Below are 12,294 nucleotides of genomic sequence, written 5' to 3'. Positions count from 1 at the left end.
CGGACAAATCCGCTGAAAATGTCAGACAATCACATGCGGCACAAAGCGCGAGAGATTGGCGGTGATGCGGGATCTGTCCTCGCGGATGCCAAGGGCGCAGGCTCTGTCACCGACAATCCAGCTGCCGAGCACGGCAAAGCCCGCCTCGCTCTTAAACAGAGGCGCATAGGCTTGAACGATAAATCCTTCCTCGCCGTAACCACCTGGGGAGACAAGAGATTCTGTGCCACCTTGGAAAAGCGTGACGTTTTCGCCCTCGCGCGACAGAAGCGGCTTTCGCACGTAGTCGCCAAGACTTGAGGCGGCGGGATCGTCGGCAAAAAAGCTAGGCAATAGATTGGGGTGGTTGGGGTGGCGCTGCCACAGCAGCGGCAGCAGCCCCTTGTTGGACAAGATTGATTTCCAGGCGGGTTCGACAAACACATCGCCGGACCGTGCCAATTGCCGGGAAAACGGCTCGCGCAGCATAAATTCCCAGGGGTAGAGCTTGAAACACTGGTCGATCACCCGGTCTTGTAGATCCGTAAAGCGCCCTTCTGCATCGATGCCGATATCGCCGATATCGAGAAGCTCGACGCGGTGCCCGGCCTGGAGGGCGCAATCCATCAGATAGACCGTGGTGCCGCGATCTTCCTCATTCTCGGTCATCGCCGCGAAATGGAAAATCGGCTTTTTCGGAAACTGCTCGAATGCCTCCACAAGGCTTTCCTGCAACAGGTTATACTGGTCGGCATCGGCTGGAAGCGCGCCAAGCGCCTGCTGATCGGTGAGCCAATTGAACTGGAAATAGGCGGTCTCAAAGACGGATGTAGGCGTATCGGCGTTATATTCCAGCAGCTTGGCGGGGCCTTCGCCATCATAGGCAAGATCGAAACGCCCATAGAGATGTCGGTCCTGGCGTTGCCAAGATCTGCGGACCACGTCGCGGAGATCGTCTGGAATGGCCATCCGGTCGAGGACCTCCTCGTTGCCGACGATATCGCCGATCAGGTCGATGCACATATCGTGCAGCTCCTGACTTGGCGTCTCTATGCGGGTTTCAATCTCTTCCAGGGAAAACACATAGGCGGCACCGTCCACCCAATAGGGCTCGCCATACATTTCATGAAAACCAAAACCGACGGCGCGCGCCTTATCGCGCCAATCGGAACGTTCCGCAATGGTGATGCGCTTCATGTCAGCCGCCGAAACTGAAAGAGGACCGTCCCCCGAAGCCCTGGCGGCTTACTGTCCGGGTATTAACATTGGCGGGCTTGGAGCCTTGGCTTGACGGAGCAAGGATCGTGTCGCGGCCTTTGTTGATGGTCACGGTCTGGCCGCTGCGGTTGCGATAAATCGGCGTGCTGCCTCCACCATAGCCTCCTCCGCCATAGCTGCTGCCTTGCGTCGCTTCCCGCTGGTATCGATAATAGTCGCCAATATTGTTAATGGTCGAAGACAGCAGGTATCCGGCCATGAAGGGCATGAAAAAGCTGCCCCCACCACCTGTGCCACCGGTATTGGGCGCTGTCTGCTGCACGCATTGTTTTGCGCCAAATTCGGCCTCGCAGGCGGCCATGCCATCAAAGCGCGGTGCGTTGGCCATATGGGCCTTGACGGCGTCGTCATAAGCCGTCTGGCAGACTTGCCTGTCCATCCCTTGAGAGATGCATTGATCGACGGAGGTGAAGGTGCGCTCGGTGGGCGCATCCTCGCCGCAGCCGGAGAGCAGCAGGCTGGAGGCGGCGATCGTGCCAAGGGCGAGGATCGGGGGCGTTCGCCCGCTTAAACGTCTGCGCATCCTGGCCTCCTCAATAGGTCATGCAGGCAGCATTGAGAATGCCGATGATCAGCGCGATGCCACCGCCCCAAAGGCCTGCGGCAATATCACCGGCGGTGATTTTCTCATGCAGATCCTTCATGGTGAAATTGGCGATAAAAAACGCGAAAATCTGCACGAGAATGCCGATAAATGCCCAGAGAATATAGTCGATGATGCTGACGGAGTTGGCGGCTGCCGAGGCAAGCGGCAGGCTGAACCCCATGAGAGCGCCCAGAAATGCGGTGACGGCGGCCAGATTGCCTGCCCGGATCAATTCGACTTCCTTATGAGGCGTCAGGCGCGTGTAAATCGCGGCAAAAACACCATAGGCGGCAATGCCGATGAAGAAATAGCCCAGAAAAGCCGGAAGTCCCGCCATGTAATTCAGCATTCATATGCCCCTTGGTAAAGATTTTGGTCAGACGCGACGGACATCGGCGGCACCGATACCATAGCCAATCAGAAATTCGACAGAGCGGCCCGCCTGGGCCTGGGAGGGATCGAGATCCCGCTCCACATTGATCAACAGCATTTCCTGTGTGGTCCCAAGGGGGCGGTAATACAGCATGCAGGATTGGTGGATCGAGCGACTGGTCTCGCCATCCTCTACCTCTTCGACGAATTGAACGGTCTCGGCCCGCTCTGGACCTTCGCCCCAGAAGCGGTTAAACAGGATACCGTCAGCATCGTAAGAGGGTGCGCCAATCATACCTGATGGCCCTGTCCAGCGGTTCCATTCGCTCTGGCTGACCGGCACGACGCTATCCCAGGGCCGGTAGAAACTGATATCTTCTATGCCATCGCCCGGCATGCCGGATGGGGACATGACCTGAATCATATGGTGATTTTCATCGTAATAGCGCGACAGCACCGATGCTGCATCGAGCCGGACTTCGCCATAAGCGGCAATGATGAAAGCGCCGCTTTGAGGTAGCGGCATCGCGGGTTGAGCCCCCAGCGCGTCGGCTTCCAGTGACAGGAAATCAAGATCGAGCGCACCACCGATCACGGCACCCAGCGGGCCGAGTTCCTTTTGCATCGGCTTTTCCGTCTTGCGTCCGCTGAACCAGCCCAACATCAAGCATCTCCTATAAGGCACAATCGATAGCTGCGGTGAATATCGCATCAAGATTGAAAAGAGCAACCTTGACCATCATTCTATCGTCGTGGAAAACCGGCAGGATTGAGCGGCAAGATGGAGACCGGCCCTTGAAAACAAGGAGAGGGAAAGACCAGCAAGGGCACAGACGTCATCACTTAGCCCCTGTCTTTACGGCGTTTTCCACGCAAACTATTTAGCATAACAGGCTTTTAACTGCCTGCCGGAATACCCAGATAATGCTCAGAATTTCAACCGATGGAGGAATGTTTGGAACCCTGGACTTTGACGAGCTTGACCCGTCTGTTTGCAGCCGATCCCGAGGCGCTGGGCGATGTCGATGTGACCGTTCCCCAGAGCGGCGACGTGATCTGCGTAACGCTAAAGGAAAAGGGAGACATGGATGTCTTCGTCGCCGTCAGCGGCGAGCGCGATATTCTCGCCAGCATCGTTTTGGTGCCATGTGATGACGTGCCGAACCGCGCGGATTTCGAGCGCATGGTTCTGAAAACCCATAAATTCGTGCCGCTGTCCAGTTTTGGCATTACCATTATCGATGGTGAGGAATGGTATGAGCTTTTCGGTTCGCTCTCGACCCGCTCACGGGCCGAAACGGTCGTTGAGGAAGTGGCTATTCTGGCTGCCAATGCGGTGGACGCAGCTGTCATGATCGACGAATGGAAGAACGGGGAGATGGCGGCATGAGCACCTGGGCAAAGATTTTCACCGCCATTCGCGGCGGCGTCAACGAAGTGGCAGAGGCTGCTGCCGATAGTCAGTCCATGCGTATTCTGGATCAGGAACTTCGGGACGCCGAGCAGTCCTTGCGCCGGGCACGTTCGGATTTGGCCGGGATCATGGCATCCAACAAAAGTGTCATGCGCCGGCTGGAAGAGGCACGCGCCAAAGAGCTGAAGGATAGCGACAGCGCGCGCGCCGCCGTCAACGCCGGCCGTATGGACCTTGCTCAAGGTCTTGCGCAGCGCATCGCCACTATCCGCGGCGAGATCCAGCGCGACGAAGAGGAACTGAACCGTCTGCTGCCGCGCCAGCAACAGATGCTGCGCACCATCCAGGACACCGAGGCGCGCATTACCCAGATGAAGCGCGAAGTGGAAAATGTGAAGGCAAATGAATCGCTGCTGCGGGCGCAATCGGCGATTTCACATAGCCAGTCGGGCATCAATACCCGTCTTGGCAGCGCGGTGGAAAGCCTTGAACGGATCAAGAAGCGCCAGGAAATCACCGCAGGCCGTATCGAGGCCGGTGCGGAACTGGCGGCGCTGGAAAATGGCAGCGATCTTGATCGCCAACTGCGGGAAGCAGGCATCGGTGGCTCCAGCCAATCGGCGGACGATGTGCTGAAGCAGTTGATGGCCCCCAGCGGTTCCAGTGCCCAGGTTCTTCTGCCTGCGCCCACTGAGAAGGTTGATCGCTAGGGAGGACTCCTGCCTTCTGGCAAAGAAATCAAGTCGAGAGAATCCAAAACAATCCGGGTGGACGCTGATACGTTCCACCCGGTTTTTGCATTAAATAATACCCGGTACGACGAAGACAAGCCAGGCGATGACCGGTCCGATCAGCGCGATAAGTGCGCTGTAGATCAGCATCTGGCGCATGACCTTGTCGCGTTGGTCATCTGGCGCATTGGCAACGACCAGGGCTCCATTGGTGGAGAACGGGCTGGTATCGACAATCGTCGTCGAGATCGCAATGGCCGCCACCACGCCGACAGCGCTGATATGCCCTTGCAGCAGGAAGGGAACGGCGAGCGGGATAATCGCCCCAAGCAAAGCTGTCGATGAGGCGAAGGCCGACACGATGGCGCCGGTGAAGCACAGCAGCAAGGCTACCAGCAGCGGCATGCCAAGGCTGGAGATGCCATGGGCGACGTAATCGATCGTGCCTGCCTTTTCCATCACGCCGACATAGGTGATGATGCCGGAAATCAGCAGCACGGTTGACCAACTGACCTTGTCGATGGCGGCCTTTTGCGTTGTGGGCGAAAGCAGAGCCAGCAGCACCGCAACGGTGATTGCCACCAGACCAACATTGAACTTGAAGACCAGGGCTCCGACGCCGAGCGCGGTAAGGCCAATAAGCGTCGTCACCTTCTCGGTCGTCAGCCGCACCTTTGACTGCGTGTCTGCGGCGGTACCATAGGCATGTTCACGGAACGGCTTTGCAGGCGTGCCGCCGTGGCCTTTTATAGAGGCCGAGATGCCTTCAGGATGAAGTTCGGGCAGGGGGCCTTTGACAGAGGATCTCTGTTTCAGGATGGAAAGGCCGCCGAAAATGAAGAAGATGAGAACGGCAATCGCCAGGTTGAAGAAGAAGCTGGAGAGAAACAGCGAGGTCGGCGCAAAAGGAAGACCTGCCTTGGCAACGATCTGGTTGGTAATGCCGCCATAGATGCTGATCGGCGAGAAGCCACCGGCCTGTGCGCCGTGAATGACCATCAAGCCCATCAAAACCGGATGTATCCTGTATTGAACGGCAAAGCTGAGTGCCACAGGCGCGAGGATGGCAACGGCGGCTGGACCCAGCGCACCGAATCCGGTGATGATCGCAGCAACGAGGAACATCACCCAGGGAATCCACCCGACCCGCCCGCGAACCATCCGGACAGACCGTTCCACAAGCCAATCGATGGTTCCGTTAATCTGAGCGATAGCAAAGAGATAGGTGACGGCCACCAGTGTGAGGAACAGGTCGGCGGGAAAACCCGCAAAAATGTCGGCGGGCTTCATGCCGATAATCAGCGAGCCCAGCACGAAGGTGCAGCCAAAGGCCAGAACACCCATATTGATTGGCTGAATCGTAGCGATAATGAAGATCGCAACCAACAGCCCTATAGATAGGATTTCAATATTCATAGGTCCCCTCCCTGCGGCGTGATGAGCGCCGGCAGCGTGTGTGTATTCAGATTGGATATCTCTGCACGCGCCCCTCCCAAATGACGCGGCTTAACCTGGGAGCAATTGGAGCGCGCTCCCAGGTTTAATCAGGCTGCCGCGTAAAGATCGGCATATTGCTGGCGTAGAACATTCTTCTGGACCTTGCCCATCGTATTGCGCGGAAGGTCTTCCAGGAAAATAATGCGCTTGGGCTGCTTATAGCGGGCAAGCCGATCCTGAAGCGCATTGAGAATTGCCTTCTCATCCAGCGAGACGCCCGGCTTGCAGATGACAATGGCGGTTACGCCCTCGCCAAAATCCGGGTGGGGTACGCCGATAACAGCACTTTCGACGACGCCCTCAAGCTGGTCGATCTCGCTTTCGACTTCCTTGGGATAGATATTGTATCCGCCTGAGATCACAAGATCCTTGCCACGTCCAACAATATGGACATAGCCGTTCTCGTCGATCTTGCCGAGATCTCCGCTGATGAAGAAACCGTCGGCGGTGAATTCAGCAGCGGTCTTTTCAGGCATCCGCCAATAGCCCTTGAAGACATTCGGCCCCTTGATTTCGATGGACCCTGTTTCACCCGCTGGCAAAATTGTGCCATTTGCGGGATCGGTGATGCGCACGGTCACGCCCGGCAGCGGCAGGCCGACTGTGCCTGGAACCCGGTCTCCGTCATAGGGGTTGGACGTATTCATGTTGGTTTCGGTCATGCCGTAGCGCTCAAGGATCGCTTTGCCTGTGCGCTTGCCGAATTCGACATGGGTCTCGGCCAGCAGCGGTGCAGAACCGGAGATGAAAAGGCGTATATTGGCCGTGATCTCCCGGTCCAGCTTCTGGCTGTGGAGGAGGCGCACGTAAAAGGTCGGAACGCCCATGAGAAGTGTGGCATTCGGCATCAATGACAGCACTTCGTCGGGATCGAATTTTGGCAACAGGATCATTGATGCGCCAGACAGCAGGGTCACATTGGTTGCGACGAATAGCCCGTGCGTATGGAAAATCGGCAGGGCGTGGATCAGCCGGTCATCGCTTGTGACGCGCCAGAAATCGCGCAGGGTCAAGGCATTCGACAGGAGATTGTCATGGGTCAGCATCGCGCCCTTGGAGCGACCGGTCGTTCCCGACGTATAAAGGATGGCGGCGAGATCGTCGGGCGCGCGGGCGACATTGGCGAAATCGGTCGGTTCTATGCGGGCAAGATCGATCAGCGAGCCTGAGCCGTCCGCATTCAGCGTTTCGACATGCGCTCCATAGGGGGCAGCCACTTTTCTGATGGGTTCCAGCGCGGAGGAGGAGACAACCACCAGCTTCGGCTCGGCATCGCCAATGAAATAGTCCAGTTCGGCAAGCGTATAGGCCGTGTTCAGCGGCAGGTAGACCGCACCGGCGCGAAGGCACGCCAGGTAAAGGATCAGCGCTTCCGGGCTTTTCTCGATCTGCACGGCAATCCGGTCGCCGGGCTGAATGCCGAGCTTGGCAATAGCGCCAGCAATCTGTCCGGAAAGCGCAATCGCATCGTCATACGTCCAGATCCTTCCGCCATTGATCAGAATGAATGGTGAACTGGGCCGTGCTGCGGCTTTGATGGCATCAAAAAGATGGTTGCTCATATGACTCTACTCCTCCGATCATGGTGATCGCCGTCTGTGCCGTGGACCGTAAATCCGTCCTGGCTCCAAGCAGCGTGCGGGTCTCTCTCCAGTTTGTTTAAGAACCGGACAGGCTCTCCGCTTTTTTGATATCCTTGGTTTTTTCAGGAAGGCCTAGCTCGATTTTTCCCTGCAAGGCTTTAACGGCTGGCGATGCTGCCACTTCTCCGCGCTGTGCCAAGGCCTCATGATTGGTCTCGATGTCCTCCAGCTTGTAGAGGTAGTTGACCATCAGCCCATGCGCCTGCCGCATCGCCTTCACTGACCGGTCGCCTAGAAAGTTTAGCCGCTCCAGTCTGGCGCCGTTGCCAAGATGGAAGCGGGCAACGGGATCCACCGGACGATTGTCTGGCGTTCTCTCCGTGATAAAATACCGCGCCGCGAGTGGCAGCAAGATCCGCTCTACAGCGTCCGCTCTGGCCTTATCTTCAGGCCATGTCGGATCATCCAGCAAAGCCAGCGTGTTGCGGTCGTCTTGCGACAATGGGAAGCTGGATTTCGGATCCCTGATCTTCGAAATCCAGCGGGCAAACCCCGGAACCGGCGAGAGCGTGACGAATTCCTTGAGGCCGGGCAGATCCCGCCGCAGGTCTTCCACCACCTGCTTGATGAGAAAGTTTCCGAAGGAAATGCCGCGAAGCCCGTCCTGGCAGTTGGAAATCGAATAGAAGACCGCAGTCGTTGCGGTATCGGCGCCGATATGATCCCGGCTTTCGTCCAGCACATCGGCGATGGCGCTTGGTATCGAACGGGTCAGCGCGACTTCCACGAAAACGAGCGGGTCATCCCGCAGGCGCGGATGGAAAAAGGCAAAGCAGCGCCGATCTGCCGGTGCGAGCCGCCGCCGCAATTCTTCCCAGCCGGCAATCTCGTGTACGGCCTCGTATTTGATGATCTTTTCCAGGATATGCGCCGGTGTCGTCCAGTCTATGGGTTGCAGCGTCAGAAAGCCACGGTTGAACCAAGAACTGAAAAGATGGGCGAAATCGGTATCGACAGCGCCAAGATCGGCGCGATCCTCCTTGGTTTCCAGCAGGCGTTCGCGCATGCGGACAAGCTTTTGCGTGCCGTTGGGCGCAAGGTTGAGGCGGCGTAAAAGCTCCTGCCGACGCGGTTCGGCTGCATTGTGCAGCGCGATGACGGCCATGGGGCTTTTGTCGGTCCGATAGGCGTCTATCGCCTTGTCGAGCGCTGCGGCTTCCGCGCCGAAACGGTCAGACAGCATGTGCAGAAACTGGACGGCCTCTGCGGCATTGAAACGGCTCCAGCGATCCAGGATTTCCGCCGCGATTGCCATGCCTGAAGCTTCGCCGCGACTTGAAAGCAGCATTTCGCACAGGGTTTCGATGTCGGTATCGACGACCCTGTCGCGCGCCTTCGATCCCGAAAACAACAGCGCGCGACCGCGTTCGGTGACGCCCGAAAGCAGGTCACTGAGAAAAGAGGTTCCGGCCATCCAAAATTCCTCCGATCATCAGGACGGCGCCCCCCGCGCTGCCCCTTTTATTATCATTGTCTATTCAATATCCACCGCAATATGGTATGTAAGCTGGCCCAGAATGTGCACGGTGTCAACAGTCTTGTATACAAGAATGGAAAAATTGCATTATGGAGGCCAGATGCATGTCTGAAAACGCGGGGCGTTGGCTGCGAGACGAAATTGAAAATGCGATTTTGTCTCATGAATTTGCGCCCGGTCTCCGCTTGGATGAGACCTTGCTGGCCAACCGGTTCGGCGTGTCGCGCACACCCGTGCGCGAGGCGCTGATACAGCTGAACGCCATTGGCCTTATCGAGATCCGTCCGCGCCGTGGGGCCGTCGTCATCGATCCGGGGCCGCACCGTATCTATCAAATGTTCGAGGTCATGGCCGAACTGGAAGGTCTGGCTGGTTCGCTTGCTGCCCGCCGGCTGGATGAGCAGTCCAAAGAGGCCATTCTTGAGGCCCATAAGCGGTGTGAAATCTCCGCGGGCGCTGGCGACAGCGATAGCTATTATTATGACAACGAAGCCTTTCACAAGGCGATCTATGCGGCAAGCCGGAGCGAATTTCTGGAGGAGCAGTGCAACCAGTTGCATCGTCGCCTGCGACCCTACAGGCGGCTGCAATTGCGGGTGCGCAACCGCCTGTCGACGTCATTTTCCGAACATGGGGCGATTGTCGAGGCGCTTTTCAAAGGCGATGTCGAGGAGACAAGACGGTTGCTCGGAATGCATGTGGCCGTTCAGGGTGAAAGGTTCAGCGACCTCGTTGCCAACATGGCCGCCCGGTGATTGATATGTCATACTGTGATTAGAATGTCATAATGGCGTTTTGGTCTCTTGGGCAGACTGTAAGCGCTGATGTTGAAGTATGATGCGAAATTCATGACCCAACCACTCAATGCGCCGATTGCGCGAAGCGATCTGATCGCGCGCATTGTCCATGACATCTGCCCTGTTATCGTCGTGACTGCGCCCCCAGGCTTTGGCAAGACCTGGCTTTTCCAGGCACTGATCGCGGCGCTTGGGGCTGATGCCGCCCGGTGGACGGTCTATGATCGCCCAACCATCTCTCCTGACCTTTCGCGGCTTGAGCAAGGAAACCGCTATGCCATTGCCCTGCGCCCCGGCGAGAGCTTGCCCGGGCTGGACCGGCTGCGCCTCTATGGTCAGGTGCTGGATCTTGATGGTGAGGATCTTCTGCTGCCGCAGGGCGGATTGAGCAGACGTGATTGGGACAGATGTGCCGGCTGGCCGGTCCTGTTGTCGCCGGGGATAGAGTGTCAGGATGCGCTTGCTGGACAGAGCCGGCTTTCGACGTTTCTGGCCGAAGACTGTCTGGCTGGCCTGGATGATGCTGATATGTCGGCGCTTCTGGTCTGTGGAGAGAGTTGGCCGTCCTGGCTTGCCATGCGTCTGCCTCCGCTTGCCCATCCCGCCACCGCAGCCTGCCAAAGAATCAAGAGCGCTTTGCCCGGCGCGCTGGAGCAAGAAATGCTCCGACGTCTTGCCGATCCGTCACGGGCTGCCGATCCATCCGGGGTTCTGGCGCAGGCTTTACGCTGCAACCCGCGAAATCTGGAGGCGGTGATCCTGCGGTTGCTGGCGTGCGGTCAGGGCAAGGACGCACTGTCCCTGTTTTGCAAGGCAGGCGGCTGGTTTCTCTATTATCGGCTGGGCCATGATGCGTTCTTGCGGGTGGTGACAGGTCTTGAGGCGGGCTGTGATGATCTGCCGGAAGAACTGGCCATCAGTCACGCCTTTCTGATGATCAAAGCCGGTGATGTCGCATGGGCAATGCAATTTCTGGTCCAGCGCTTCGGGGTTGAAATGCGCAATGTCATGGCCGTTTTCTCGGGCGATAGCGTGCTTTCCCTGCGTGTCAGGCTGTTTCGTATCACGGTGCTGATTTACGAGGATGTTACGCCGACCGACAGATTGCTGGAAGCGCTGTTTGAGATTGGTGGGGAGTTGCCCCTGGACGAGCCGGAGCAGCGTGGATCGTTTTACAATGCCATGCTGGAGTTTTTCCTTCGGCTCCGGCGCTATGAAGAGGCAAATGGCATGGCCGCAAAGGCCATGAAGGCCTATCGGCAGGCGGATTGTCCCATTCTGTGCTTCTATATAGCGCTGCATCAATCGGTGCTCAGCCTTTTGACCTCTGATTTCAACCGGATGGGCCAGTCTCTGCGGCTTGCCGAGGACATGCTGGCAAAAACAGACTTTGACAGTCCCGGAGATCGTCGCTTTCTTGACCTGGTGACAGCTTGCATGGCCTATGAAAACGGCGAGCCAGCGGTGCTGCTTGGCTTTTTGCAGGAAGAGATGGCCGCAATGATTGCGGGCGAGTTATGGCCAAGTCTGGCCGATGTCGCCATCTACTACGGCAGCCACGCCTTGAGCGTCCACATGTCCACCCGCGTCGCTCTTCGCTTTCTCGATGGCTGGAGCGTTTACCAACCGATGAATCGGCAGTTTCGTCTCTCGCTGGATGTGCGTAAGGCGCAGATCCTGCAAAGCGGCAATTGCTGGGGCGATGCGACCCGTCTGCTTGCGCCGTTGCGGGCCGGGTTTGATCGGGTGTGGATTGAAAGTGCGCAGGAGGCTCTGGCCCGCCTGGCGGGTAGAGACGAGATTACGCTGGCCTTGAGCTGGCTGCGGCAAATCTCCTACGAGCGTCCGGCCTTTCCCCATCTCGACCGCAAGCTTGAGGTGATGCTGACCAACCCGCATCTGCTGGTCAGGCAGGAAATTGCGGTTTCCCTCTGGCTGGCCTTCGTCTTGCGGCAAACGCAGCAAAATTCCAGAGCCCGCACTCTGCTGCGACAGGTGTTTGAACGCTGCGCAAGCCATGGCGGACTGACGGCCCTTTCAGAGGAATGGCTGTTTCTCGATCACCTGCTGCAAGACAAGCGCATGTCCGAGTTCGTGATGGCGGCGACCCCGGCGCGGGCCATCCTAAGGCGGCTGGACAAGGGGCGTCACAACAGTCTTGCTGCGGCCCGAACCCGGCTGACCCAGCAGGAGCTGAAAATCCTGACCATGTTGGCGGAAGGTGCCTCCAACAAGCTGATTGCCCGCAACAGCGGCATTTCGGAGCCTACGGTGAAATTTCATCTGAAAAATCTCTATCGCAAACTTGGCTGTTCCCGGCGTCATGAGGCGATTGCGGCGGCGAGGGCGCTGGGTTGGGTGCGCTAATCGTTCCCTGCTGAAATACTTTAGCTCCTTGTCTTGCGCACCGCCCGCAAAGCGGTTCCGATCATGGCTTGAAATGCCCTAAAACCTATCCTTATTTTGTAAAAACCTATCCTTCGCCCACATTGCTCTTGCCAGTCCTTCCGAGCCACCATG

At 57.6% G+C, this 12,294-nt stretch carries 11 protein-coding genes; 4 read left to right on the top strand and 7 right to left on the bottom strand.

Translation table 11 applies throughout. The features are described from left to right. Nucleotides 1-21 precede the first annotated feature (21 nt). From H1Y61_RS19205 to H1Y61_RS19190, 4 genes are read right to left on the bottom strand one after another with little or no spacing between them, the layout of a single operon-like run. Nucleotides 22-1,176 (bottom strand): glutathionylspermidine synthase family protein, encoded by a 1,155-nt coding sequence (locus tag H1Y61_RS19205; protein WP_180575088.1) that lies wholly within the window; start codon nucleotides 1,174-1,176, stop codon nucleotides 22-24. 1 nt (nucleotide 1,177) lies between these two features. Beyond that, a complete protein-coding gene (locus H1Y61_RS19200; protein WP_180575087.1) occupies nucleotides 1,178-1,780 on the bottom strand; it encodes a DUF1190 domain-containing protein in 603 nt (200 codons plus the stop codon). A 10-nt stretch (nucleotides 1,781-1,790) separates the two neighbouring features. After that, on the bottom strand, nucleotides 1,791-2,192 hold the full coding sequence (locus H1Y61_RS19195) for a DUF350 domain-containing protein (protein ID WP_180575086.1): 402 nt from the start codon (nucleotides 2,190-2,192) through the stop codon (nucleotides 1,791-1,793). A 27-nt stretch (nucleotides 2,193-2,219) separates the two neighbouring features. After that, nucleotides 2,220-2,879 carry a YjfK family protein gene (locus H1Y61_RS19190; protein WP_180575085.1) on the bottom strand — a complete coding sequence of 220 codons (660 nt, stop codon included), beginning with the start codon at nucleotides 2,877-2,879 and terminating at the stop codon, nucleotides 2,220-2,222. A 279-nt stretch (nucleotides 2,880-3,158) separates the two neighbouring features. On the opposite strand from H1Y61_RS19190, the gene H1Y61_RS19185 reads away from it, so the two are divergent. Both H1Y61_RS19185 and H1Y61_RS19180 read left to right on the top strand, forming a co-directional pair. Further along, nucleotides 3,159-3,605, top strand: coding sequence for a YjfI family protein (locus H1Y61_RS19185; protein ID WP_012653745.1), 447 nt, complete (start codon nucleotides 3,159-3,161; stop codon nucleotides 3,603-3,605). Then, nucleotides 3,602-4,339, top strand: coding sequence for a PspA/IM30 family protein (locus H1Y61_RS19180; protein WP_174112416.1), 738 nt, complete (start codon nucleotides 3,602-3,604; stop codon nucleotides 4,337-4,339). The genes H1Y61_RS19185 and H1Y61_RS19180 overlap by 4 nt, the downstream gene beginning before the upstream one ends. 90 nt (nucleotides 4,340-4,429) lie before the next feature. On the opposite strand, the gene H1Y61_RS19175 is transcribed toward H1Y61_RS19180, so the two are convergent. The 3 genes from H1Y61_RS19175 to H1Y61_RS19165 form a co-directional block, all read right to left on the bottom strand. Continuing rightward, nucleotides 4,430-5,776 carry an SLC13 family permease gene (locus tag H1Y61_RS19175; RefSeq protein WP_180575084.1) on the bottom strand — a complete coding sequence of 449 codons (1,347 nt, stop codon included), beginning with the start codon at nucleotides 5,774-5,776 and terminating at the stop codon, nucleotides 4,430-4,432. Nucleotides 5,777-5,904: 128 nt separating this feature from the next. Continuing rightward, nucleotides 5,905-7,419, bottom strand: coding sequence for a malonate--CoA ligase (locus tag H1Y61_RS19170; protein WP_180575083.1), 1,515 nt, complete (start codon nucleotides 7,417-7,419; stop codon nucleotides 5,905-5,907). A gap of 97 nt (nucleotides 7,420-7,516) precedes the next feature. Further along, nucleotides 7,517-8,914 carry a malonyl-CoA decarboxylase gene (locus tag H1Y61_RS19165; protein ID WP_180575082.1) on the bottom strand — a complete coding sequence of 466 codons (1,398 nt, stop codon included), beginning with the start codon at nucleotides 8,912-8,914 and terminating at the stop codon, nucleotides 7,517-7,519. Nucleotides 8,915-9,081: 167 nt separating this feature from the next. Here H1Y61_RS19165 and H1Y61_RS19160 point away from each other — a divergent pair, with 167 nt between their 5' ends. Both H1Y61_RS19160 and H1Y61_RS19155 read left to right on the top strand, forming a co-directional pair. Then, a complete protein-coding gene (locus H1Y61_RS19160) occupies nucleotides 9,082-9,732 on the top strand; it encodes a GntR family transcriptional regulator (RefSeq protein WP_180575081.1) in 651 nt (216 codons plus the stop codon). 93 nt (nucleotides 9,733-9,825) lie between these two features. Then, nucleotides 9,826-12,141, top strand: coding sequence for a helix-turn-helix transcriptional regulator (locus H1Y61_RS19155; RefSeq protein ID WP_180575080.1), 2,316 nt, complete (start codon nucleotides 9,826-9,828; stop codon nucleotides 12,139-12,141). Nucleotides 12,142-12,294: the final 153 nt, after the last annotated feature.

It is taken from the genome of Agrobacterium vitis, from assembly GCF_013426735.1.
GTDB lineage: Bacteria > Pseudomonadota > Alphaproteobacteria > Rhizobiales > Rhizobiaceae > Allorhizobium > Allorhizobium vitis_D.
Note: the sequence above shows the minus strand (reverse complement) of the source record. Positions and strands in the feature narration are given on the sequence as shown.

Excerpts from the sequence above, each read along its gene's own strand:
- H1Y61_RS19205 (WP_180575088.1), bottom strand. The coding sequence starts at position 1,176 with ATGAAGCGCATCACCATTGCGGAACGTTCCGATTGGCGCGATAAGGCG.
- H1Y61_RS19200 (WP_180575087.1), bottom strand. The coding sequence starts at position 1,780 with ATGCGCAGACGTTTAAGCGGGCGAACGCCCCCGATCCTCGCCCTTGGC.
- H1Y61_RS19195 (WP_180575086.1), bottom strand. The coding sequence starts at position 2,192 with ATGCTGAATTACATGGCGGGACTTCCGGCTTTTCTGGGCTATTTCTTC.
- H1Y61_RS19190 (WP_180575085.1), bottom strand. The coding sequence starts at position 2,879 with ATGTTGGGCTGGTTCAGCGGACGCAAGACGGAAAAGCCGATGCAAAAG.
- H1Y61_RS19185 (WP_012653745.1), top strand. The coding sequence starts at position 3,159 with ATGGAGGAATGTTTGGAACCCTGGACTTTGACGAGCTTGACCCGTCTG.
- H1Y61_RS19180 (WP_174112416.1), top strand. The coding sequence starts at position 3,602 with ATGAGCACCTGGGCAAAGATTTTCACCGCCATTCGCGGCGGCGTCAAC.
- H1Y61_RS19175 (WP_180575084.1), bottom strand. The coding sequence starts at position 5,776 with ATGAATATTGAAATCCTATCTATAGGGCTGTTGGTTGCGATCTTCATT.
- H1Y61_RS19170 (WP_180575083.1), bottom strand. The coding sequence starts at position 7,419 with ATGAGCAACCATCTTTTTGATGCCATCAAAGCCGCAGCACGGCCCAGT.
- H1Y61_RS19165 (WP_180575082.1), bottom strand. The coding sequence starts at position 8,914 with ATGGCCGGAACCTCTTTTCTCAGTGACCTGCTTTCGGGCGTCACCGAA.
- H1Y61_RS19160 (WP_180575081.1), top strand. The coding sequence starts at position 9,082 with ATGTCTGAAAACGCGGGGCGTTGGCTGCGAGACGAAATTGAAAATGCG.
- H1Y61_RS19155 (WP_180575080.1), top strand. The coding sequence starts at position 9,826 with ATGACCCAACCACTCAATGCGCCGATTGCGCGAAGCGATCTGATCGCG.